This is a genomic window from Haladaptatus paucihalophilus DX253, assembly GCF_000376445.1.
In the GTDB taxonomy this organism is placed as follows: Archaea; Halobacteriota; Halobacteria; order Halobacteriales; family Haladaptataceae; genus Haladaptatus; species Haladaptatus paucihalophilus.
The window spans coordinates 1,344,574-1,366,410 of record NZ_AQXI01000001.1 but is presented as its reverse complement, the minus strand read 5'-3'; the positions used below and the strand labels follow the sequence as shown (position 1 = coordinate 1,366,410).

Genomic DNA, 21,837 nt, shown 5'->3' with positions numbered 1-21,837 from the left:
GCAGAGGCATCACTATCCAACTACACTTGAAATAAAGAAAGTAAACTTAATTGGGGTTGGGGTAAATGGATTCTTCGTCACGAATGAAACGGGTCTACGTGCGAAACCAAGTGAGAATCGACGTGCAGAGTAACGAACGAACGGTGGTGGCGCGCACATGAGCGGCGCGCACGAGGCGGACGCCGACGACGTAACCCTCCCGGTCAAGCGAACCGAGGGCGACACCCTCGAAGACCGGATGACGGGCAACGCCTATCAGAACATCCTTCCGGCCCGGTATCTCCGGAAGAACGCGGAGGGCGAACTGGTCGAATCACAGGACGACTTGTTCCCGCGCGTGGCGAAGAACATCGCGCTCGCCGAGGCCGTCTACGAGGCCGAAAAGCAGGGCGTCGAACTCACCGTCACGCCCGAACAGTTGAAACCCGACCACCCCCGGCGCGACGAACTCGCGGCCGAAGTGTTCGGTAAAGGGACAACGGCGGCAGACGACGCCGAAACGACGCTTTCGGTCTACAACGTCAACAAGTTCGCCTACGAGACGGTCGTCCCCGAACTCCCCGACGACATCCGCGACCACGTGGAGTCCGTCCGGGATGAGTTCGGCGACCTGATGGAAGGGCTCTCGTTCATCCCCAACTCGCCGACGCTGATGAACGCGGGCGACGAACTCCAGCAGCTTTCGGCGTGTTTCGTCGACTCGCCCGGCGACGACATCACGGACATCCACCAGACGGCCAAGGAGGCCGCCGAGGTGTTCCAGTCCGGCGGCGGCATGGGCTACGCCTTCTGGCGACTCCGGCCGTACGGCGACGCGGTGGGTTCGACGGGCGGCATCGCCTCCGGTCCGATCACCTTCATGCGCACGTACGACCAGATGTGCGAGACCATCGCGCAGGGCGGTGCCCGGCGCGGCGCACAGATGGGCGTCATGCGCGTCTCGCACCCGGACGTCATCCAGTTCATCCACGCGAAGAACAAGGACGTGAGCCTCGCCAACACGCTCCGCCTGAACGACCCCGACGACTACACGCACACGTCGTTCAAGGAGGCGCTCGAAGAGGCCCGCGAACTCATCGACGACGACGGACGCGTCCCGAAACACCTCCGCAACGCCGCCGAGGGACACCTCTCGAACTTCAACATCTCGGTCGGCGTGACCGACGACTTCATGGAGGCGCTGTACAACGACGAGGAGTTCGTCTTCACCAACCCGCGGACGGAGGAACCGCACGTCGCCACCGAACACACGAAGGAGATGTACGACATGTTTGGCCTCGGCGACTACGTTACGCCCGGCGAAGTGCTCTCCATCCCGGCGAAGGTCCTCTGGGACCGCATCGTTGAGGGCGCGTGGGAGAACGGCGAACCCGGAATCATCTACCTCGAACGGGTGAACAAGCAACACTCCTTCGACGTCGAGAAACACCCGGACCACCGGATTCTGGCGACGAACCCGTGCGGCGAACAGCCGCTCGAAGAGTACGAAGCTTGCAACCTCGGCCACATCAACCTCTCGACGCTCGCCGACCTCGACGCCCCCGACTGGCGCGTCTGGTACGACGAGAACGGCGACAACTACGGGTCGCTCTCGGAGGCCGTCGACGCCTTCCTCCGCGAGGGCATCGACTGGGAGGAGTTCGACCACCGCATCGAGTACGGCACCCGCTTCCTCGAAAACGTCGTCACGATGTCCGACTTCCCGGTCGAGAAGATAGAACAGAAGGTCCGGGACATGCGCAAAATCGGACTGGGAATCATGGGACTGGCCCAGCTGTACATCCAACTCGGCGTCCGCTACGGCAGCGAGGAGGGCAACGAGATTGCAAAGCAGTTGATGACCCACATCAACCACGAGTCCAAGTGGGCCTCCCACGAACTCGCCGAGGAGCGCGGGTCGTTCAACGACTGGGAGGACTCGAAGTACGCGAACCCGACCGAGTACGCCGAGTGGTTCGAAAAGCAGACCGGCCTCGACGCCGAGAAGTGGAAGGACGGCTTTGCAGTCCGCAACCACAACACGACCACCATCGCGCCGACGGGCACCACCTCGATGGTCGGCAACACCACGGGTGGCTGTGAGCCGATTTACAACGTCGCCTACTACAAGAACGTCTCCGACGACGTGCAGGGCGACGAGATGCTCGTCGAGTTCGACGACTACTTCCTCCGCACGCTGGAGGCGAACGACATCGACGTGGACGCGGTGAAAGAAGAGGCCCAGACGCAGATGGCGAACAACGAGTTCTCCGGCGTCGAAGGGCTGGAAACCGTCCCGGACGCCATCGGCGAACTGTTCGTCGTGACGGGCGACCTCACCGGCAAGCAACACGCCGCGGTGCAGTGTTCCTGTCAGCAGGGCGTTGACTCGGCCATCTCGAAGACCTGCAACTTCCCGAACTCCGCCAGCAAGGAGGACATGGACGAGGTGTACCGCTACATCTACGACCACGGCGGCAAGGGCGTCACGGTCTACCGCGACGGCACGCGCTCGAAGCAGGTGCTCACCACGCGCGCCGACAACGCCGAGTTCGCCGACGAGGAGGAGGCGGCGGAAACCATCGTCGAGCAGATAGAGGAGGTCTTCGGCGGCGTCGAAGGCTTCATCGAGAACGAGGACGTGCAGACCGCGCTCGGCACCGAACTCGACGACCTCGTGGGCGAGGGCGTCACGGGCGGCGCGTACGCCCAAGAGCGTCCCCGGCCCGACGTGCTCCACGGCGTGACTCAACGCGTGGACACCGGCTACGGCAAGATGTACATCAACATCAACGAGGACGAGAACGGCGAACCGTTCGAACTGTTCGCCACCATCGGCAACTCCGGCGGGTTCACCAACTCCTTCACGGAAGCGTTGGCGAAGGTCATCAGCTACGCGCTCCGCAGCGGCGTTGACCCGAACGAAATCGCCTCCGACCTGCAGGGCATCCGCAGTCCGAAGGTCGCGTGGGACAAGGGCGAGCAGATCAACTCCATCCCGGACGCCATCGGCGTCGCCATGCGGCGCTACCTCGACGGCGAAATCGAGAAGGCATCCTACCCGCAACAGAAGACGCTCGAAGAGACGGCCGACGACACCGAAGCCGACGGCGGTGCGGTGGAGACGGAGACGCAAAAGGACGCCTCGCAGTCGCTCATCGACGCGGGCGAAAGCCCCGAGTGTCCCGAGTGTGGCTCCCTCTCGCTGTACTTCTCGGAAGGCTGCAAGACCTGCGAGTCGTGTGGCTGGAGCGAGTGCTCGTAAATAGCATCCGAAGGAACTAGCCGATTTTCCGTTTCTCCCGCTCTTCCTGCTCTTCTCTCCGTTCTTCTCTCCGTTCTTCTCGATTCCGCGTCCCCGCTACTTCACCGTCACCCACGTCAGGAACACGAGCGCGACGAGTTGGAGCGCGCGGAGCACCAGCACGGCCTGCTGAACCGCCGGGTCGCCGGAGTAGAACATCTTCATGCCGAAGAAGTAGTAGATGGCGACGGCGTTCTCGGCGAGCATCACGAGGGCGAAGGCAAGCAGGCCGAGGACGAGCGAGGTGCGGAACTTCAGATAGCTTCGTACCCAAACGGCAACCAACACTGCCAGCAGGAGGATGTTCACGACCGCGAGTCCGCTTGCGAGTTGTATCGAGTTCATTCTATCTGCTCCATTATCTCCTCGAACGCGTCCCGATGGTGTTCGAACCGGTCGGTGAGAAAGTAGAGTTTCCCGTACTCGTTGTCACCGGGCTCGACGACGCCGTGGTCAACGAGCATGTCGAGGTGGTGTCGAACCGTCTTGTACTCCACGTCGAGCGATTCCGCCAGCTGGTTCGCGTTCCGTGGGCGCTCCGAGAGGGCGCGAATGATGCGCGCGCGGTTCTCGCCGCCGCGCGTCGCCGTGAGTAGGTACCAGAGCGCCTTGTCCATCGAACGGTCACTTGGGAGAGGGTCATGCAGCCAGATATATCTACGGCTCGATACGCTCCGACACCCACCCGGACGCGCCGTTCGGATAGGCTTCCGTCTCGTTTGCGGACTGTAGATTTCCCTCCCCGTCCGTCGCTCTGACGACGACCTCGTGCGACCCCGACGGTTCGTAGGTGTGCTCCCACTGCCGCCACACGTCGGTTCCGGGAAGCGGTTCGGAGAGGCGGGCGTCGGTCCACGACGCGCCGCCGTCGGTGGACACCTCGACGCGTTCGATGCCGCGCGTCCCGGCGTAGGCGTGCCCGCCGACTTGCACACGACCGTCGTCGAGGTGGTTGACGGCGTGCAGTTTGGCGACGATGTTGACCGGTCCCGTCCCGTGCCAGCCGCGTTTCTCCCAGTACCCCTCCGCCTCCCGTTCCAGCACTTCGATTTCGGTAATCCATTTGACGTTGATTTCGCCCCAGTGACCTGGAATCAGCGCCCGGACGGGGTGGCCGTGCGAGCGCGGAAGCGGGTTGCCATTCATCTCGTAGGCCAAAAAGCCGTCTTCGAGCGCCGAGAGCGGGAACTCCTCGTAGTAGTCGTCCGCGGCGCGGAACATGACGCAACATTCGTCGGGCATCGTCGTTCCCTCGAACAGCGCCGAAATCGGCACGCCCGTCCAGAGCGCGTTGTCCATCTTCATCCCGTTCAGCGATTCACCGACGCAACGTAGCGTGATGAACCGGTGTTCCTCGGGCATCGATTCGAGGTCGTCGAGGGTAAAGCGCAGTTCCTCCTCGACGGCCCCCGTCACCCGGAGGTCCCAGTCTTCCGCGGACACCACCGGGTCCACGCTGTTGATGTCCACCTGATAGAACTCTTGGCTCACTAGCCCTTCGAGACCGTCGATGGAGAGCGATTTCGCGTCGGCTTCGTCGAGGAGCGACTCCACGTCAGCGCTGACTGGTCCCGTCTGCTTCGGCGCGTCGCCGCCCTTCCCGGACCCGAGCGCGCCGCCGACGGCACCGACCGCGACCGCCCCGGCGATGGCTCGGAGGATGCTCCGCCGCGTTTCGGAGACCGATTCCGTCTCCGTCGCACCGAATCGAGCCACCGCGACGACGAACCCGGCACCCGCTCCGGCGGCCAGCGCGGAACCGGGAGCGCCGGTCAACGCCAGCGCGGGTGCGACACAGAGGAGTCCGGCGACCGGCGCGGCAGGGAGGTCGGCGGCGTCGGCTATTCGCACGCCGACCGCCGCCGTCACCGCGAAGAGGAGAGCGGTCAGGACGAGCGCCAGCAGGAACCCGAGTTGGTCGCCGAGGTCGCCGAGCGTCTGTATCGACCACGCGATGACGGCGCTGGGCGTCGTTGCGACCACGAAATCGCTGACCGGCGCGGCGACGAACGACGGGGTGAAGCCGACCACGGCGTACGACCCGGCGACGGCGGCGACGCCCGCGGCGAGAGCGACCGCTCCGTCGGCCGCCACGTCCGCGAGCGAGTTCGTGGGGGACTGTTCTGCGGTCATGGTTCACCGGTTCCGTGCGATGTACAGCGCGCCGCCGACGAGCGCGACGAGCGCGACCACGATGCCGAATCCGGGCAAGGAAGTGTCCGAGTTTCCGCCCTCCTCGCCGTCGTTCATTCCGTCGGTCGTGGTGTCACTCATGTTGTCATCGGTCATGTTGTCATCGGTCATGTTGTCATCGGTCATGTTGTCATCGGTCATCGTCCCGTCCGTCATGTTGTCGTCGCCCATGCCGTCGTCCATCGTCTCGGTCGTCGTCATCTGGTCATCGCTCATCCCGTCGTCCATGGAGTCCGTCGTCGTGGTCATGTTGTCGTCCATGGTCCCGTTGCCCATCGTGTCCGTGGTGGTCGTCTGTTGCGCGAGCGGCGCGCTCGAAACGTCGTTCGCGGCCGTCGCCGCGCTCACCGTCGCGGGGACGGCACAAATCATCAGTACGACTGCCAGCACGTGTATGCGTTTGAATCGCATATCCGAACCGACCGCGTCCCGTTAGATAGCCGTTTTTCGAACTCTCGCCCACTCTCTTCCAAATCTCTCCTACTCTTTTCCAAATCTCTCCCAACTGTGTGATGCTAACCGAATATGGGATGGTTGAAGATAAACCGAGCGGCGACCCGACGCGACGCTCGCGGACGGAAAACGTGATACCGGTCGGGCGTCGTTGTTCCCCCATGGAGGAGACGCCGAAGGGACGGCCCTGTCCGCTGTGCGGTGCGTCGATGTTCCACCGCCACTGCAAGTACGTCTGCCCGCAGCACGGCGTCGTCTACGACTGCGCGGACACGTTCTACTAGTCGTCGATTGCGCGGACGCGTTCGACTAATCGTCGGTGACGGCGCGGTAGGCGGGTCCGGCCAACAGGAACAGTCCGCCGATACCGACGACGGCGACGACCGCCCAGTTCTTCCCGATTTCGTGGACCGAGAGCGTGTCGAGCGAGCCACCGGCGAGGACGGCGACGACCATCCACGGCACTTCGCCGATGGCGGTGCCGAGGAGGAACGAGCGGTCCGGGACGTTCGACAACCCGGCGGCGGCGGACACCGCGTCCGAAGGGGCGGGGACGAGGCGCGAGGCGACCATGCCGCGAAGGTCGCCGGTCGCGTCGAAGAACCGTTCTCCCGAGTCGCCGAGGCGACCGAACACCCCCGAATCGACGCGGAAGTAGCGCGCCGCGGCGAAGGGAAGGTAGGCGCTCATCACGGTTCCGCCGAGCGCGACCGGAAACCCGACGACCGGCCCGTACACGTAGCCGACCGCGACGGCGACCACCGTGGTCGGCCACGCGAACAGCGGTCGGACGAGGTAGACGCCGAGAAACAGCCCCGCGGCGAGAAGCGGGTCGTGCGTCACGCGCCGAACCCGCTGCAGGACGACTTCCGGCGAGAGGAGGACGCCAGCGACGACGACCAGCGCGACCAACCCCACTCCGGCCACCTGTCGTCTGTTCCCCGAGAACTCCATTCGACCCAAGGTAGCCCGAGGAGTGGCTAAGTTCTTTCCACCCGACCGCGCAACGTTTAATCCGCTTCACGCGAGATTCGTAGACGATGGAATCGGACGACGACCCCGTGGCGATGGGGGTCGAACTGTTGAGCAAGGTCGAACACCCGGAGCTGTCGGTCGCGGAAGCGGTGGACCGCATCGAAACCATCACGACCGACCCGACGACGACGCGGACGATTCTGGACGAGGCGGAAAAACGGGGCGTCATCGAGCGGGAAAACGGCATCATCCGCCCGACCGGTGGCGGGTTCGTCCGATTCGAAAGCCAAGTCGTGACCAAGGAAGGCGACTTCACCTGTCGGCGCTGTGGCACCGGCATCTCGACCGGGCACTTCATCAAACTCGACGCGGGCGAACTCGGTCCCTTCGGGTCGTCGTGCATCCGGAAGGTCACCGGTCGGGAATAACGTCTCGCCCGCCGACGGAGAGGAAACTTATCGACCGCGGCTGAGTTCGGAGATGAGTCGCTCTATCGTCTTCTGTTGCCGTTCGAGTAGCTCGTTCTGTCGCTCGACCGTCTCGGTGAGCGCGGCGAGTTGAGCCTCCACGGGGTCGTCCAGATTCTCGCTCGCCGATTCGAAGCCCGAGTCTGCGAAGACGGTTTCGTCCGGTTCCTCCCCGTCGGTCTGCATCCCGTCGGCTACGGTGTTCGTCGCGGTTCCGGAGCTGGCGGACGGCGAGTCTGCCGGTGTAGCTTCGGCGGCGACGGTCCCTGCCCCACCGCCGTTCACGCTCTCGCTTTCGCCGCCAAGCGGGTCGGCGGTCGGCGTTTCGACGATTTGTCCGCTGTCGTTCAGCTCGGGGGGGTTCGCGTTGAGGGGTTCGACGCCGCCGCCGAACACGTCGTCGTCGTCCTCCGCGAACGAGACGTTCTCGTCGGCGTCCGGTTCGGGGTCGTCGGGGACGACCGTCTGCTCGAATTCGGCGTAGCTTCCCACGTCGTGGTAGGAGAGCAGTCCCTGCTCGATTCGCTCGCGGACCTCCCGCGTCCGGTCGCTCGGGGTTTTGATGCGCTGCGGTCGTCCGTCCGCTTCGATGATGATTTGCGAGGAGACGTTGCCCTCCTCCACGTCGAGGCTCGTCACGTCCGCGAAGTGGAACTGCTCGAAATCCGTGTCCCAAATCGCTTCGCCGACGTGTTTTACCACGCGTGCGCTGGTGAGAACGAGCGTCAGTTCGCTGAACTGGTAGGTTTGGAGGACCTGTTCGTTCGAGTCGGTGACGCCCGCACCGTTCAACACGCCCGCGATGACGGGGTGCAGGGCGTCGTGCAGGCGCTTCGTCGGAATCTTGAACTTCTCGGTGCCGTCGATACCGTAATCGAGCGTGATGGTCGATTTTCGTCGGCCCTCGGACACCGTGATTCGCTCCGCGTCGTGCGGGTACTCCTCGACGGATTCGTCGCTGAGCAGGCCGTCAGCGCGATAGATAAGCGTCCGCGTCGGTGTCACGTAGAGGATGTCTTCCCCCCCGAGGGACACTTTCGCCGCGACGTGTTCGTCTCCGAGGCTGGACTGGACGATTCCCGGAATGCTCATGGTGGGAATGGTCAGGCCCATGTCTTAAAACCGATGGGTAGACACGACAGTGACAAAACGGGTGTCTTTTCGAACATGTTTTGCGATATCGACCGCTCGAAATCGCGTGACGGGGTGGCAATGGACACTGTTCAGTCCCGTATCATCCTCGATGGAGATGGGAACTTTAAAGAGTACCAGTTCCCTACCCGTAATCGAGCCCGGGTGGCTTAGCTGGACATAGCGCCGCACTCATAGGGTTCTGAGATTTGGCGCTCAGGCCTTGGAAGCCTCCCATGCGCCCGCGAGGCCCTGCCAGGTCTCGAATCTGGGACATGCGGAGATCGAGGGTTCGGAGCCCTCCCCGGGCATTTCGAAATTTTCACTCCCGTTTTTCACTCCCGTAGTCGAACGGATACTCCCGCAACGGTTACCATCACGCTCGCGGTGCGACCAACCAGCAGTACGTTTGCACGCTTCCGAACACCAGCGTCAGCGCGCCGTTTTCGACGAGTAACAGCGCGTCGCTACCCCACGCGTACTTCGTTCCCAGCGTGAGCAGGCCGAACAGTGTCGTGAGCAGTAAGTTGTACTTCGCCAGTGCGATCCAGCTCTCTTCGTCCAAATCGATGAGCAAGTCCCCACCCATACCGACTGCATGCGCTCCGAGGCGATAAGCGGATGCTTGCGTATCGTCCAGAAACCGTCATCGCCGTCGAGAACGACGGCAAAAAATAGTCCGTGTCCCGTCACCAATGACGGGAACCTGTCGGGAGGGGAATCAGGCGCTCAGCGGCGTGAGCGTTCGCTTCGCTTTCTTCTTCCCCGTCTTCTCCTTCCCCGAATCGGTCGAATCGTCGCCGGTTCGCGCTGCCGACCCCGATTTCACCGTGAGGTGGACCGATTCGACCGCGCCCGGTTTCCACGTGACGCTGGAATCGGCCGCGGCGGCGGTGCCGTCCACGGAGAACGTCACGGGTTCGCCCGCGTCGTCCGCCGTCCCGGAGACGACGAGTTTCTTCGCCGTTCCGCTCGCGGCACCGAGCGTGCCGTTCTCGCCGACCGTGAACGTGCCGCGCGTCTCGCCGCCGACGTCCACCGTGACGGTCGTTCCGGCGGACGCCGGTTCGCCGTCAACCGTCACCGTTCCGTGAACGGTCATCGGGAGAGTTGGAAGCGGTTCGACGGCGGCCCCGTTCGCATCGACCGAGACGTCGGTGGGCGACACCGCGTCCGTCATCGTCGCCGAGACGTCGGTGACCGGCAGTCCGCGGTCGTCGGTCGGGATATTCAACCCGTCGTACAGCTCCGTCATCGTCGGGTTACTCGTGAGGTACGTCGGGAGCGTGCCCGCGGACTCCGAGTAGACGTAGTACCCCGCGAACGCGCTCACGTTCGGACCGGGGTTCGAACTGCCGAGTTCGTACGTCCCGCTGAGTTCGCTCCGCGGACCGGGTTGACTCGTCGGCTGCGTGGCGTACTCCTGCACGAGCGTCGGGTTTCCGGAGGAGACGCCGAACGCCTCGTCAGCGCCCGCGTACTGCGGTGCGGCCACGAAGTTCCAGCCTTCCACGAGCGTCGCCTGTCCCGGCGGGGACGGCGGTCCTTGCGTGTGCTCGAAGGTCAGCATCCCGCGCGCGTCGGTCGTGGTACCGACCAACAGCGCGTCGAGCGCATCGACGGACGAATCGGCCGTCAACTGCTCCCACTGCCCGGCGGCGGCGTCGTAACCGTAGACGGTGCCGTCGAACGAACCCAGAATGTCGCCGACGGTCTGGTCCGTCGGACCGGGGATGCCGACAGTGTAGTACGTCGCCTGTCCGTCACCCGCGGTCGCGGGCATGTCGAGGTCGATACCGATCTTCGTCGGCGCGTCAGTATCGACGTTCTCCGGTCGTGCGGTCAGGAAGGGTTCGTACGCGACGTCCCCGTCGAACGTCGTGTCGGCCGGACCGCGGTCGCCGAAGTAGTTCAGCCGCGCGTCGAACGTCGCGTCCGCCGTCGAAGCGACGGCGACGTCCGTCGCTTCGAGGTCGTTGAACCGAAGCGACACGGCCGTCGCGTTCGCGCCCTCGATGCCGACGCCCGTCTCGGCCGCGACCTCGTTCTTCCGCACCTCGGTCGGGGTCGCCGCGTCGTTGCCGTTTCCGAACCGAAGCCCGGTCGCGGCGTCCTCGATGCGGTTGTCGGTGACGGTCGCACCCGGCGCGTTCGCGTCGATGCCGACGGATGCGTTTCGAACGACGTTCCCGTCAACGACCGCGCCGTTCGCGGTATCGACCGAGATGCCCGTCGTCGCGTTGCGAACCGTGACTCCCCGGACGGTCGCGTTGTCCGCGCCGTCGACGGAGAGGCCGCTCGTTCGTCCGCCCGCATCGACCGTAACGCCGGTCACGGTGACGTCGGGTGCGTCGACCGCGATGGTGTCGCCGGTCGCGTTTTCGGGTGCGGCGATGACCGAAGTCGCTCCGTCGGCACCGCGGATGGTGACGCCGGGCGTATCCACCGTCACCTGCTCGGTGTACGTGCCGCTACCGACGACTATCTCCGCGCCCGGTGGCGCGAGGTCGACCGCTTCCTGAACGGACTCGACGTCCTCGGGTACGTTTATCGGGGCGTCGTAGACGGCGGTCGGTCCGGTTCGAATCGTGACCCGTTCCGCGTCCGGTCCAGCGGTCGCCGTGGTTTCGAGCGAGAACGAACCGACAGCGTTCTCGTCGGGAACGACCCTGATGGTGTACTCGTCGGTCGTCTCCGGTGGTCGTTCGAGGATGGGGAGGCCGAACGGAATCGGTCCCCACCCGTCGATGTAGAGCGTGAGGTCGTCCTCGCTCAGCGTGGAGTTCTCGCTCAAATCGACTTGCACGTCGCGGAGTTGGTTCACGGAGAGGTTCACTTCGACTTCCTCGCCCGTGCTCACGTGGCGGGGTTGACCGGATTTGACGATGACCGCCGGAGCGGTGCTCACGTACTGGACCGCGTTCGCCAGTATCGCGTCCGCCTCCTCGGTGTAGTCGCCGTTTTCGACGTACGACGTGCGGCCGAGCGACGATGCGAGCACCGTGCCCGTCTGTCGGTCGACGCCGATGGCGGATCCTTTGGTGCCGTCGTCGTCGCCGACCGTGGCGACGGTTTGGCCGCTGTATCCGTCGTACCACGCGTGGTCGCCCCAGCTTCCGGTGTGGATGGTCACTTGGTCACCGACCGAGCCGACCCCTTCGAACAGGGGACTCGACTCCGTGATGGTGAAGTACGGGTTTCCGGCCCCGAACCCTTCGTCGGCGGTACTCGCGGGGTCGCCGACCGCGGCTGACCGTCCCGCGATGCCGTTGCTGTTGTCGCCCCACTGTTCCAACCAGACGACGCCGGTGCTCGGGCTGTTCGTCGCGTCGACGAACGCCTGCGCGTCGAGTTGGGCGGGGTCGAAGTCCTGAATCACGAACGAGTCGTACTCGCCGACGGCCTCCATGGCGTTCTCGTCCTGCACGACCGTCACCTGATAGTTCGCGGGAAGCGACCCGTCGAGGGCGTCCGCGGTCTGCTCGCCGAACCCGTCGTCCGAATCGACCACGGCGATGGTCGTGTACTCCTCGAAGATTTCCGTCGGGCCGGTCGTCGCCGTCACGCTGTCGTTCGTCCCTTCGAAGGTGTGAGAAAGCGAGAACGAGCCGTGCGTTCCCGACGTCGTTTCGACTGTCACGGTGAGTTCACCGGAGTAGCCACCCAAGTCGATGGCCTCGCCGAACGCGTGTTCCTCGCCGTTGACGACCAGCGTCGCGTTGTTCGTCTCGTAGTCGCCGTCGAGTTCGACGGTGTACGTTTCCAGATTTCGCACGTCCGCGGTGACGGTGACGGACTCGCCGCCTTCTATCGCATCGGGTTGCCCGTCGAGGATGCGAACGCCGAGCGCGGGCGACAGCGAGAAGTCCTGTCGCGCGAACGACCCGTTTTCGACGGTGACCGTCGATGTCGTCGTCCCGTATCCGAACGCGCTCGCGGTGACGTCGTACGTTCCGGGTTCTTCCAGGAGCGTGTATCCACCGGAGGCGTTCGTCTCTGTCGTGCGACCGGTGTCGAGGGAAACGGTCGCACCGTCGACCGGCGCGCCGCTCTCGTTGGTCACCGTTCCGGTGATACCGTTTTCGAGCGCGACCGTATCGGTCGCCGCTTTCACGTCGATGATTCCCGCGCCGTATCGGGTGTCGTTTCCGTCGCGGGGCGAGCAACTCGGCGAACAGTTCTCCGGTTTGAACGCCGTTTCGCGGAAGGCGGACCGGATGTCCGACGGCTGTAAGTCGCCACCGGCCGCGGCGATCATCAGCGCCGCGGCACCGGCGGTATGCGGGGTCGCCATCGACGTTCCGTCGTATCGGGAGTAGCCGCCGCCGGGGACGGAACTCTTGACGTCAACGCCGGGTGCGGCGACGTCGGGGACGACGTAACTGTCCGGCCACGAGGCGGGTGCGTCGCTTCCCCAGTCGTTTTCGGTGTCTATCTCTTCGCCGCTGGAGAACGACGCGATGCCGAGGTCTTCGTTCGACGCGCCGATGGCGAACGATTCGTACACGTTGCCGGGCGAGCCGCTCGTCCCTTCGCCGCTGTTTCCGGCCGCGGCGACGACGATGGTACCTGCCGATTCGGCGTTCCGGACCGGCTCTATCATCTGACTGTAGTAGCCGGTCGCGCCGAGGCTCATGCTGATGACGTCGGCGTCCTGCTCGACGGCCCACTGCATCCCCGCGGCGACTTGCGTGAAGGAGCCGCTACCGCTGGGGAGGATGAGCCCGTGCATGAGTTCGACGTCGGGCGCGACGCCGATGTATTCGCCGCTGGCGTTGCCGCCGGAGACGGTTCCGCTGGTGTGCGTCCCGTGCGTGTCCGTGTCGTGTGGCACGCTGCCCTGAACGCGGTTGCCGCCGTCGTCGAACTCGGCCCACCCGCCGGGGTAGGTCGGGTCGCTCTCGTTTTCGGTGTAGAGTTCGATGTCCGGGTGGTCGATGTCCACGCCCGTATCGAGCACTGCCACCTTAACGCCGTCTCCTCTCGTCCCGTAGTCGTCCCACACGTCCGTCGCGTTGATCTGGTCGAGACCGTAGGTGGTGTTGTAGTCCGTCCCGCCGACGCTTTTGGCGGCGTCGTACAGACCGACGGGCGTCTCGTCACCGCCGGAGTCGGCGGGCTTCGGAAGCGTGAGTTCGAAGTTCTTGTGCAGCCGTGTGACGCCTTCTATCGACGCGAGTTTCTTCAGGTCGGCGTCGGAGGTATCGACGCGGAGCACGACGGCGTTGGTTATCCACAGCCGATTGAGGACTGTAACGCTGTCCGCGTGTCGCTTCGCGTACGAGAGAACGGGCCGCTGGCTCCGTTCCGCGTGCGTCTGTAGCGTCTCCAACGTCGTGGCCCGGTCCGCGGTCACGTCCGGGTTCGCCTCCTCTAAGCGCACGACGACGGTCACGGTTCCGTCCGCGTCCGTCAGCGCCGGGTCGATTGGCGCGGCGGAATCGACGGACGTGGACGCTTCCATCGTGTCGAGACGCGTGGTTGTTTCCTGTGCCGATACGGACGCACCGAGGAACGGTGCGATACACGAAATCGTCAGCACCCATACGAGCGCGAGTGCTAGTATTCTCTTTTTTCTATGCAGCACATTATCATCAACACACATAATTAATATATAGTTAGGGAATGAAAAAATCCTCAGTAGATGAAGATGATTCAACAGATGAAACGACGTTCAAATCGTGACACAACCGGTAACAACTGCCACTCTTCGGTACCGACCGGCGACAGTCGTGCGGAGCGTCCCGACGCACAGCGTTCGAGCGGGACGGCGTTGGAAAACGGATGACGTCTCACGAGTACGCGACGTTTCTCGCCGGTTCGGCCAACCGTGCCCGCGTCGTCACTGCCCTCCACGAAGACGGAACGGGGACCGTTGGAAGCATCTCCGACCGCCTCTCGATGTCGCGTTCGACCGTGCACCGGTCCCTCCGAACGTTCACCGAGTACGGGTGGACGCGACGCGTGGACGGTACCTACCGCCTCACGGAGGCCGGGGAACTCGTGTTGGACGCGTACGAAACGTTGATTCGGACGATAGAGTGGGTCGAGGAGTACGAGGAGTTTCTCACGCATCTCGACGACGCCGACGGGACGTTTCCGATACACGGCACCACCTGTGCGAACATGGTATCGGCGACGAAAGACGACCCGTACAGGGCAACCACGTACATCATCGACGCGCTCACGGAAACGTCGGCCGACCGAATCCGCTGTATCACGCCCATCGTCAGTCCGCTGTTCGCCGACGCGGCGCGACGGCTGCTCGACCGAGGAGCGCGGATCGAACTGATAGTCTCGGAACCCTCTCTGGAATCGGCGGTCCAACGGTCGGCCGAGCAGCAATCGCCGGATTCGGTCGCGGGGTTCGACCTCTACAGCGTTCCCGAAGATCTCCCGTTCGGCGTGACGATTCTCGACGGCGAGCGCGTGCTCGTCTCCGCGTTCGACGACCGCGGCAACTTACGGGCGTGTCTCGACGGCAAGAACCCCGATTTCGTCGAATGGGCGACGAGTACGTACGAGACGCGACGCGGAGAAAGTCGTCGGGCGAACGTGATTCCGGACCTGTGACGGCGAGCCGAGTACGACGTTCGACCCGTCGCTCATGCTGCTAATCCGAAACGGTCACTCCGCGTATCTTCGACGTGACGTGTCGTGTTCGATTGACCGACTGATTCCGATCGTATCGTCGAGAATATCATCGATTGGTCGCTTTGGCCTCAGAACCAGATAGTGGGATTAGAGGAGTTTGTGAAAGGTCTAAAGATTTTTGAGGCGTTTATAAAACGTCGTCGAACCGGCATTTGGGGCTGAAATGTCGTGAATTCTGCTTTACTCTCGACTTGTTATATTACCCCTCCAGTCATAGAGAGAAATACATCCCCGAGAAATCATGTCGAGTCCTCCAACGATACGGAAGGAAGGTGCATCGAACTTCGAATTCCTATCCCGTCACACCGTCGAAGCAGCGGGAAAGAAGCTCCTCGCTCCAGTGCAGTTCGTCGGCTTTTGGTCAGCCATCGCGCTCCCGTTCGGCTACCTCCCCCTCCTCTACAGCGGCCCTGTCTCGGACTCCGCCGACGCGTTGGCGCTGCTCTTCGTCCTCAATCTCGTCGCGATGGTCGTCGGTCACGGCTACAAACGCGATTGAAACTCCCGGCATCGGTGTGAACGACCGTTTGCCCTGAACGGCACGCGCCGACCACTCCCGGCATCGAACCTCGACGCCCTGACCTCCCCTTCGACTCGATGTGTGTTCGTTCCGCCAGTCGTCCGCTTCCCCCTGTTCTTCGTTTCCTCTGTTCACTTCTTCTTTCTATCTCAGTCTCTCGTAATTTCCGCGTCTCTATCGCGCTGTCCGTCGTTTACGCTTCTCGCCCCCATCCCGATTCCTGATAGCCAAACAATAGAACCGGAAATTTATTTTTACTTTTCGGGAAATTCTCTTCCAGTAAATCTCCAATACGTTTTAGGCCCGCCAAAAATAGTAATGGAAGTGATAACTATTAACCCCTTCGAGTACCAACGGCAAGTATGACCTTACTCGCTAATCTCGTATTGGTGTTCATTGCGGGGCTGATTACGGCGCTGGCGACGGGTATCGGCGCGCTCCCGTTCTTCCTCGTCAAGGACGTAAACGACCGCTGGAACGTGGGGCTCTGGGGGCTCGCGTCCGGAATCATGGTCTCGGCGTCCGTCTTCGGACTGATATCCGAGGGTCTCTCCAGTGCGAACGGCGGTAGCGTAATCGGCGTCGTCATCGGTATGCTGGTCGGCGTGGCACTCGTCGTCGTCAGCGATTACATTATCTCCGGTACCGACGTGAATCCGAAGAAGTACGAACAGGCGGACTTCAAGAAGCTCATCCTCATCCTCGGCGTGCTTACCGTTCACAGCTTCCCGGAGGGCGTCGCCATCGGCGTTTCGTTCGCCGACCTCGGCTTTCAGGGCGGCTATCAGTTCGCCGGATTCGTCGTCCCGCTGTTGGCGATATTCATGACCATCGCCATCTCGATTCACAACATTCCCGAGGGCGTGGCCATCTCCATTCCGCTCCACTCGATGGGCGTGCGCAAGTGGCGGATGGTCTGGTGGTCGATATTCTCCAGCCTCCCGCAACCCATCGGCGCGGTCATCGCGTTCTACTTCGTGCGAAGCGCACGCGCGTTCCTGCCGATGGGATTCGGATTCGCGGCCGGAGCGATGATCTACCTCGTCCTCTCGGAGTTCATCCCCGAGGCGCTCGAAGTCGGCGAGGGTCTCCCGGGCGACGGCTACCGCGAACTGCTCTCCGGTCTTACGCTCGGCGTACTGTTGATGTTGCCATTGGCGTTCATCTGAGGTCGGTCCCCGACGTTCAACGTCGTCGGCTCCGGAGCGTTCGGCGGACTTTTACCGCCGCAAAAACGGTTTTAAATCGAATAGGACGTTCTCCCCCCGCAGTTCTCGAATCGACAGGTCTGTTCATCGACGCTAAACGGTGTGAATTCACCCCAACGCTCGGCCCGTTATAAGATATCCCTCGGCAATGATTTAGCCGGGCACGGGTGTGCTACTATGCCGGGAACAACCACCTACGAGAACGACGGCGAATCCATCGCCGTCGATCGCCGGAAACTCACCGCACTGCACGCGAGATTCAACGAGCATTCGCTGACGACGCCAGTCCAGTTCGTTGGCTTCTGGTCGGCGGTCGTCTGCCCCCTCTTCTATCCGGTCTTGCTCCTGAACGGTCTCTCTGACGCGGAGGTCTCCCTCTTTCTCGCCCTGCTTGGCTGCAACGTCATCGCGCTCTTCGTCGGACACGCCTACGGTCAGGAGTAGTCCATCCCCGCTCGTTCTCCCCCCGTCACCCCGCTGTCGCGCCACCACTACTACCCTGCTGGCACGCCTCCACCGTCTCCCCGCTGACATGCCTCCACTGTCACCCCGCTGTCGCTCCGTCGTCTCTCCTTCGGTCGATTTAACCGCCACCCACGAATAGACCCGAACATGGGACTCGAAACCGTCTCGTTGGGGACGACCGGCACGAAAGTCAGCGAAATCGCGTTCGGAACGTGGCGATTCGGCCGCGAAAACGACGAGGGGACGGTCGAAATCGGCGAGGACCGCGCCCACGAACTCCTCGACGCCTACGCCGAAGCGGGCGGCAACTTCATCGACACCGCCGACATGTACGGCGGTGGCGAGAGCGAGAAATACATCGGCAACTGGCTCGCCGAGCGCGACCGCGAGGATTTCGTCATCGCATCCAAAATCTACTGGCCGACGCGGACGGACGACCCGAACGGCCGGGGTCTCTCCCGGAAGCACCTCCGGCGGCAGATGGACCTCATCCTCGACCGCCTCGGGACGGACTACGTGGACCTCCTCTACATCCACCGCTGGGACGACGACACGCCCGCCGACGAGTTCATGCGAACCCTCGACGGCTTCGTCCGCGACGGAAAAGTGAACTACCTCGGCACCTCGACGCTCGACCCCAACGCGTGGAAGGTCGTCAAGGCGAACGAGATGGAGTACGAACCGTTCCGCCTCGCGCAGCCGCGATACAACCTCGTCAACCGCGAAATCGAACCGAACTACATCCCGATGTGCGACGACTACGACATCGGCATCATTCCGTGGTCGCCGCTGGGTGGCGGGTTCCTGACGGGCAAATACTCCCGGAACGAGGAACCGGCAGACGGCACCCGCGGCGCGACCGACCAACAGTTCCGCGACAGCTACCTCACCGAGGAGAACTTCGACGTGCTGGAAGTCGTCGAGGACGTCGCCGACGAACTCGGGACGACGCCCGCCAAGGTCAGCCTCGCGTGGTTGCTGAAACACGACGCCGTGACCGCGCCCATCATCGGTGCGCGAACCGTCGAGCAGTTGGCGGAGAACCTCGCCGCGACCGAGGTATCGCTGTCCGACGACCAGTTCGAACGGCTGACGAACGCGAAGTCCGCGTAAGTCGCCGGACCCGAAAAGTCCACATAAATCCCCCGTCCCGAAAATCGAGCCAAGCGTTTTTGACGAAGAGCGAACAATCGAGTAGCATGGACGAAATTTCGCTTTCGGTACCCGAGGCCATCATCAGTTCGCTCCCGGAGGACGGCGATTCGGCGGCGCGCGATATGCAGGAGGCCGTCGCCGGGTGGGAACGGCGACTCAACCGACTCGACGAGAACGACGAACTCGCCAGCGCCGCCGTGGACGTTCTCGAACGGTTCGAGAGTCGCTGGGAGCAGTACGACGATTTCGTCGCCGAACTCCGCGCGTGGGGACAGTCGCCCATCTACGCGATGGCGTGGCGGGACCTCCACGCGTCGCTCATCCAGCAGTTGTACGACCACGAGGAGCTGTCGTCGCACATCGACCGCGAGCGGAACGCCCGTCTCGTCACCGACGGTATCCGCCCCGGCCGATGAGCGACGACGACGGCGACGCACCGCTGACCCGCGTCCGTCGGGCGAAAAGCCGGGCGTCGCCCTCGTCACGAATCGACGGCGGAGCCGTCGCAGTCGGCATGGTCGTGGCGCTCGGTGCGCATCTCGTTCCTGCGCTCCTCGTTCTCCTCCGCGTTTCGGACACCCTCGTCGGCGGGATGGCACTCGCGAGTACCCTCGCGTTTCCGCTCGGCAGCTACGCCGCGGGACGGTTCGCGGGCGGGGATTCGACCCGCGGCGGTATGCACGGCCTTCTGGCGACGGTGCTCTCGCTCGCCGTTCTCGGCGGCGGTGCGGTGCTGTTCGTCGGTACCGGCGGCGCGCTCGCGGAACTCGGCCGACTGCTGGTCGGCGACGGTGGTACCCCCGTGCTCGCGGGGACGGTCGTCTGCCTCCTGCTGGCTGGCGTCGTCGTCGGTGCGCTCGGCGCGAAGCGACCGTGAAACCGCTCGCCGCGAACTGGACGTTTATGGTCGCCGCGGGTCATTGTCCGATATGGAACTCACCCTTCGGTTCTTCGCGAACTTCCGCGAGGCGGTCGGACAGAAGACGCTGGAACGGGAGTACGAGGACGATACGACGGTCGGCGAGGTGCTCGAATCGCTGACCGAGGAGTACCACGACCTCGATTTCTTCGAGGACGGCGACCTCAGACCACAGCTCTCCATCATGCGAAACGGAAAGGACGTCGTGCACATCGACGGTCGAGAGACCTCCCTCTCGGACGGCGACAGGCTGAGCATCTTCCCGCCGGTTGCAGGTGGATAGATGCGACGCGAGAAGTCCTTCCGTGGAATCAGTGAACGACTCGCGCGGAAGTACCTCGAAAACCTCGGCGGGGAGGTACGTGACGACGGGACAGTCGTCGCCGAGGAGTGGGAGGCCTCGCTCTCCTCGGAGACGGTGAGCATCGGCCCGACGGTGGAGTTGACCGAGGTGACCATCGCCTTCGAGGGCGACGAGGAGTCCCTCGATTCCGTCGTCCCGAAGTTTTCACAGAAAGCGATGCGGGCGGGCGGATAGCACCGGAGGAAGACGACCCATGACTCCCGACGCCCATCCCATCGACGGGCAAATCGTCGTACTTGCGGGTGCCAAAGCCAGCGTGCCGCTCGAACGTCTCTCGGAACTCCTCCCCGTAGTGCAGGCCGACCTCGGACCGCGAATCGACGACTATCGACGGGAGTACGAGCGGATTCACGAAACGCCCGAGCGGAGCGTCTTCCTCGTGGAGACGGGTCACTGGAAGACGGTCGGCGACCGCCTCGGCTTCGAACGCCGCGAGCGGGACGCGGTTCGACGGGCACACGAGGAGCAGTTTCGACGAATCGGACGGGACGAAGGTCGGACGGAGGAGTTCGAGAACGCGCTGGAGATTCGGGACGCGGTGCTCGTCGGCACGGCGGACTAGCGCGGCCGGTCCCCGAAAAATACCGTTTCGAGGTCCTTCCATCCTATTCTATCGCGTCGAACGCGGACTCCAAGTCGGCGATGAGGTCCTTCGGGTGTTCGACGCCGACCGAGACGCGGAGCAGCGAATCCGAGATACCGATTTCGGCGCGCTCCTCGGGCGTCAGCGGCGCGTGGGTCATGCTCGCCGGGTGTTCGATGAGCGACTCCACGCCGCCGAGGCTGACGGCCAACGGGAACTCGTTCAGCTCGGCGACGAAGCGTTCCACGTCGGGCAAGTCGCCGTCGAGTTCGAACGAGAGGACGCCACCGGCACCCTCCATCTGTCGCTGGGCGAGGTCGTACTGCGGATGGGATTCGAGTCCGGGGTAGTAGACGGTCGAAACCTTCTCGTGTTCGTCCAGATAGGCGGCGATTTCGGCGGCGTTGGATTCGTGCTGACGCATGCGGAGCGGGAGCGTCTTCAACCCGCGGAGGGTCAAGAAGGCGTCGAAGGGCGCGAGCATGTTACCCATTCCGACCTGCTGGAGGAAGCCGATTTCGTCGGCGAGGTCGGCGTCGTCGGTGACGACGGCGCCGCCGATGGAGTCGCTGTGGCCGTTCAGGTACTTCGTCGTGCTGTGGACGACGACGTCGGCACCGAGTTCGAGCGGGTGCTGGAAGTACGGCGAAAGGAAGGTGTTGTCCACGCCGAGGGTCGCATCGACCGACTCGGCGACCGAAGCGATGGCTTCGATGTCACAGAGTCGGAGGAGCGGGTTCGTCGGCGTCTCCATCCAGATGAGTGCGGTTTCGTCGCGCACGGCGTCGGACACGGCGTCGGTGTCGCGGGCGTCCACGAAGTCGACGGCAACGTCGAGGCGCTCTCGGAACAGGTCCTTGAGCATCGTCTTCGTTCCGCCGTAGAGGTCGTCGAACGCGACGACGTGGTCGCCGGGGGTGACGGACGCCGTAATCGTGGCGACGATGGCGGACGTGCCGGAGGCGAAGGCCATGCCGTAGTCGCCGCCTTCGAGCGCCGCGATGCGCTGTTCCAGCGCGTGGCGGGTCGGGTTGGCGAGCCGCGAGTAGAGATACTGGTTCTCGTCGGGGTCCAAATCCTCCAGCCCGACGTCCGGGTCGATGCCGCCAGCTTCGTAGGTCGATGCGAGGTGGATGGGCATCGTCACGTCGCCTGCTCGCTCGTGGTGGGGCGGTTGTTCGGCGTGCGTCACCGCCATCGTTTCGAATTTCGGAGAGTCGGAAGACCGGTCAGTCATGCCACCGTCACGTTCGACGACCAGACTTAGTAGCTTTCGATGCGGTAGATGTTGCCATGCGCCGCGAGAATCGCCGTTCCCTGTGAATTATCGTGAAACATAGTGGTGAAATATTGCCGACGTGTTTCGGCTAAACTCAGGCCGAATCGTCGGGGTTTCGCCCCCGAATTTTCTCGCGCGCGGTGGTCGAGGTGGAGAAAGAGAGACTCGAAAGAGAGCGTCCGGCCCGT

At 63.6% G+C, this 21,837-nt stretch carries 22 protein-coding genes and 1 tRNA gene; 14 read left to right on the top strand and 9 right to left on the bottom strand.

The window, feature by feature from the left end:
* The first annotated feature begins 157 nt into the window (after positions 1-157).
* Complete coding sequence (locus tag B208_RS0107670; protein ID WP_007983677.1) at positions 158-3,244, top strand: adenosylcobalamin-dependent ribonucleoside-diphosphate reductase; 3,087 nt, start codon at positions 158-160, stop codon at positions 3,242-3,244.
* A gap of 96 nt (positions 3,245-3,340) precedes the next feature.
* On the opposite strand, the gene B208_RS0107665 is transcribed toward B208_RS0107670, so the two are convergent.
* Genes B208_RS0107665 through B208_RS0107650 form a run of 4 tightly spaced genes read right to left on the bottom strand, consistent with a single transcriptional unit; the run spans position 3,341 to position 5,887 of the window.
* Entirely contained in the window at positions 3,341-3,628 is a 288-nt protein-coding gene (locus B208_RS0107665) for a hypothetical protein (protein ID WP_007983675.1), read from the bottom strand.
* Positions 3,625-3,900, bottom strand: coding sequence for an ArsR/SmtB family transcription factor (locus B208_RS0107660; RefSeq protein ID WP_007983673.1), 276 nt, complete (start codon positions 3,898-3,900; stop codon positions 3,625-3,627). The genes B208_RS0107665 and B208_RS0107660 overlap by 4 nt, the downstream gene beginning before the upstream one ends.
* Before the next feature lie 40 nt (positions 3,901-3,940).
* Entirely contained in the window at positions 3,941-5,416 is a 1,476-nt protein-coding gene (locus B208_RS0107655) for a molybdopterin-dependent oxidoreductase (RefSeq protein WP_007983671.1), read from the bottom strand.
* A gap of 3 nt (positions 5,417-5,419) precedes the next feature.
* Positions 5,420-5,887 carry a PGF-CTERM sorting domain-containing protein gene (locus tag B208_RS0107650; RefSeq protein ID WP_007983669.1) on the bottom strand — a complete coding sequence of 156 codons (468 nt, stop codon included), beginning with the start codon at positions 5,885-5,887 and terminating at the stop codon, positions 5,420-5,422.
* 203 nt (positions 5,888-6,090) lie between these two features.
* On the opposite strand from B208_RS0107650, the gene B208_RS24920 reads away from it, so the two are divergent.
* The gene (locus B208_RS24920) at positions 6,091-6,213 is read left to right on the top strand and encodes an HVO_2523 family zinc finger protein (RefSeq protein WP_256388496.1); all 123 of its coding nucleotides are present in this window, start codon (positions 6,091-6,093) and stop codon (positions 6,211-6,213) included.
* A 25-nt stretch (positions 6,214-6,238) separates the two neighbouring features.
* Here the strand turns inward: B208_RS24920 and B208_RS0107640 are convergent, their stop codons facing one another.
* A complete protein-coding gene (locus B208_RS0107640) occupies positions 6,239-6,883 on the bottom strand; it encodes a TVP38/TMEM64 family protein (RefSeq protein WP_007983664.1) in 645 nt (214 codons plus the stop codon).
* Between the two features lie 86 nt (positions 6,884-6,969).
* On the opposite strand from B208_RS0107640, the gene B208_RS0107635 reads away from it, so the two are divergent.
* Complete coding sequence (locus tag B208_RS0107635) at positions 6,970-7,332, top strand: DUF5830 family protein (protein ID WP_007983661.1); 363 nt, start codon at positions 6,970-6,972, stop codon at positions 7,330-7,332.
* A gap of 27 nt (positions 7,333-7,359) precedes the next feature.
* On the opposite strand, the gene B208_RS0107630 is transcribed toward B208_RS0107635, so the two are convergent.
* Positions 7,360-8,463: a DUF7115 domain-containing protein gene (locus tag B208_RS0107630; protein ID WP_026177773.1), complete on the bottom strand. Its 1,104-nt coding sequence runs from the start codon at positions 8,461-8,463 to the stop codon at positions 7,360-7,362.
* Between the two features lie 198 nt (positions 8,464-8,661).
* On the opposite strand from B208_RS0107630, the gene B208_RS0107625 reads away from it, so the two are divergent.
* Positions 8,662-8,813 (top strand) — tRNA-Met (locus B208_RS0107625).
* Positions 8,814-8,878: 65 nt separating this feature from the next.
* Here B208_RS0107625 and B208_RS0107620 read toward each other — a convergent pair.
* Together B208_RS0107620 and B208_RS0107615 are read right to left on the bottom strand one after the other, a co-directional pair.
* Positions 8,879-9,091, bottom strand: coding sequence for a hypothetical protein (locus B208_RS0107620; RefSeq protein WP_007983654.1), 213 nt, complete (start codon positions 9,089-9,091; stop codon positions 8,879-8,881).
* A 132-nt stretch (positions 9,092-9,223) separates the two neighbouring features.
* A complete protein-coding gene (locus tag B208_RS0107615) occupies positions 9,224-13,966 on the bottom strand; it encodes a S8 family serine peptidase (RefSeq protein ID WP_232423748.1) in 4,743 nt (1,580 codons plus the stop codon).
* 320 nt (positions 13,967-14,286) lie between these two features.
* Here B208_RS0107615 and B208_RS0107610 point away from each other — a divergent pair, with 320 nt between their 5' ends.
* From B208_RS0107610 to B208_RS0107565, 10 genes are all read left to right on the top strand, one after another.
* A complete protein-coding gene (locus tag B208_RS0107610) occupies positions 14,287-15,075 on the top strand; it encodes a helix-turn-helix transcriptional regulator (RefSeq protein WP_007983650.1) in 789 nt (262 codons plus the stop codon).
* A gap of 322 nt (positions 15,076-15,397) precedes the next feature.
* Complete coding sequence (locus B208_RS23785; protein ID WP_007983649.1) at positions 15,398-15,655, top strand: hypothetical protein; 258 nt, start codon at positions 15,398-15,400, stop codon at positions 15,653-15,655.
* Positions 15,656-16,038: 383 nt separating this feature from the next.
* Positions 16,039-16,845: a ZIP family metal transporter gene (locus tag B208_RS0107600; protein WP_007983647.1), complete on the top strand. Its 807-nt coding sequence runs from the start codon at positions 16,039-16,041 to the stop codon at positions 16,843-16,845.
* A 216-nt stretch (positions 16,846-17,061) separates the two neighbouring features.
* A complete protein-coding gene (locus tag B208_RS0107595; RefSeq protein WP_007983645.1) occupies positions 17,062-17,328 on the top strand; it encodes a hypothetical protein in 267 nt (88 codons plus the stop codon).
* Between the two features lie 168 nt (positions 17,329-17,496).
* Positions 17,497-18,462: an aldo/keto reductase gene (locus tag B208_RS0107590; RefSeq protein ID WP_007983644.1), complete on the top strand. Its 966-nt coding sequence runs from the start codon at positions 17,497-17,499 to the stop codon at positions 18,460-18,462.
* Between the two features lie 86 nt (positions 18,463-18,548).
* Complete coding sequence (locus tag B208_RS0107585) at positions 18,549-18,920, top strand: hypothetical protein (protein ID WP_007983643.1); 372 nt, start codon at positions 18,549-18,551, stop codon at positions 18,918-18,920.
* The gene (locus tag B208_RS0107580; protein ID WP_007983641.1) at positions 18,917-19,381 is read left to right on the top strand and encodes a hypothetical protein; all 465 of its coding nucleotides are present in this window, start codon (positions 18,917-18,919) and stop codon (positions 19,379-19,381) included. The genes B208_RS0107585 and B208_RS0107580 overlap by 4 nt, the downstream gene beginning before the upstream one ends.
* Positions 19,382-19,433: 52 nt before the next feature.
* Positions 19,434-19,706 (top strand): ubiquitin-like small modifier protein 1, encoded by a 273-nt coding sequence (locus B208_RS0107575; protein ID WP_007983640.1) that lies wholly within the window; start codon positions 19,434-19,436, stop codon positions 19,704-19,706.
* Entirely contained in the window at positions 19,707-19,961 is a 255-nt protein-coding gene (locus tag B208_RS0107570; protein ID WP_007983638.1) for a hypothetical protein, read from the top strand. It begins immediately after the preceding gene.
* A gap of 19 nt (positions 19,962-19,980) precedes the next feature.
* Complete coding sequence (locus B208_RS0107565) at positions 19,981-20,349, top strand: hypothetical protein (RefSeq protein ID WP_007983636.1); 369 nt, start codon at positions 19,981-19,983, stop codon at positions 20,347-20,349.
* A gap of 43 nt (positions 20,350-20,392) precedes the next feature.
* Here the strand turns inward: B208_RS0107565 and B208_RS0107560 are convergent, their stop codons facing one another.
* A complete protein-coding gene (locus B208_RS0107560; RefSeq protein ID WP_018128799.1) occupies positions 20,393-21,607 on the bottom strand; it encodes a trans-sulfuration enzyme family protein in 1,215 nt (404 codons plus the stop codon).
* Positions 21,608-21,837: the final 230 nt, after the last annotated feature.

Coding starts and splice junctions, on each gene's coding strand:
- B208_RS0107565 (WP_007983636.1), top strand. CDS start 19,981: ATGACTCCCGACGCCCATCCCATCGACGGGCAAATCGTCGTACTTGCG.
- B208_RS0107630 (WP_026177773.1), bottom strand. CDS start 8,463: ATGAGCATTCCGGGAATCGTCCAGTCCAGCCTCGGAGACGAACACGTC.
- B208_RS0107665 (WP_007983675.1), bottom strand. CDS start 3,628: ATGAACTCGATACAACTCGCAAGCGGACTCGCGGTCGTGAACATCCTC.
- B208_RS0107650 (WP_007983669.1), bottom strand. CDS start 5,887: ATGCGATTCAAACGCATACACGTGCTGGCAGTCGTACTGATGATTTGT.
- B208_RS0107660 (WP_007983673.1), bottom strand. CDS start 3,900: ATGGACAAGGCGCTCTGGTACCTACTCACGGCGACGCGCGGCGGCGAG.
- B208_RS0107600 (WP_007983647.1), top strand. CDS start 16,039: ATGACCTTACTCGCTAATCTCGTATTGGTGTTCATTGCGGGGCTGATT.
- B208_RS24920 (WP_256388496.1), top strand. CDS start 6,091: ATGGAGGAGACGCCGAAGGGACGGCCCTGTCCGCTGTGCGGTGCGTCG.
- B208_RS0107580 (WP_007983641.1), top strand. CDS start 18,917: ATGAGCGACGACGACGGCGACGCACCGCTGACCCGCGTCCGTCGGGCG.
- B208_RS0107570 (WP_007983638.1), top strand. CDS start 19,707: ATGCGACGCGAGAAGTCCTTCCGTGGAATCAGTGAACGACTCGCGCGG.
- B208_RS0107620 (WP_007983654.1), bottom strand. CDS start 9,091: ATGGGTGGGGACTTGCTCATCGATTTGGACGAAGAGAGCTGGATCGCA.
- B208_RS0107615 (WP_232423748.1), bottom strand. CDS start 13,966: ATGGAAGCGTCCACGTCCGTCGATTCCGCCGCGCCAATCGACCCGGCG.
- B208_RS0107655 (WP_007983671.1), bottom strand. CDS start 5,416: ATGACCGCAGAACAGTCCCCCACGAACTCGCTCGCGGACGTGGCGGCC.
- B208_RS0107590 (WP_007983644.1), top strand. CDS start 17,497: ATGGGACTCGAAACCGTCTCGTTGGGGACGACCGGCACGAAAGTCAGC.
- B208_RS0107560 (WP_018128799.1), bottom strand. CDS start 21,607: ATGACTGACCGGTCTTCCGACTCTCCGAAATTCGAAACGATGGCGGTG.
- B208_RS0107610 (WP_007983650.1), top strand. CDS start 14,287: ATGACGTCTCACGAGTACGCGACGTTTCTCGCCGGTTCGGCCAACCGT.
- B208_RS0107640 (WP_007983664.1), bottom strand. CDS start 6,883: ATGGAGTTCTCGGGGAACAGACGACAGGTGGCCGGAGTGGGGTTGGTC.
- B208_RS23785 (WP_007983649.1), top strand. CDS start 15,398: ATGTCGAGTCCTCCAACGATACGGAAGGAAGGTGCATCGAACTTCGAA.
- B208_RS0107635 (WP_007983661.1), top strand. CDS start 6,970: ATGGAATCGGACGACGACCCCGTGGCGATGGGGGTCGAACTGTTGAGC.
- B208_RS0107670 (WP_007983677.1), top strand. CDS start 158: ATGAGCGGCGCGCACGAGGCGGACGCCGACGACGTAACCCTCCCGGTC.
- B208_RS0107575 (WP_007983640.1), top strand. CDS start 19,434: ATGGAACTCACCCTTCGGTTCTTCGCGAACTTCCGCGAGGCGGTCGGA.
- B208_RS0107585 (WP_007983643.1), top strand. CDS start 18,549: ATGGACGAAATTTCGCTTTCGGTACCCGAGGCCATCATCAGTTCGCTC.
- B208_RS0107595 (WP_007983645.1), top strand. CDS start 17,062: ATGCCGGGAACAACCACCTACGAGAACGACGGCGAATCCATCGCCGTC.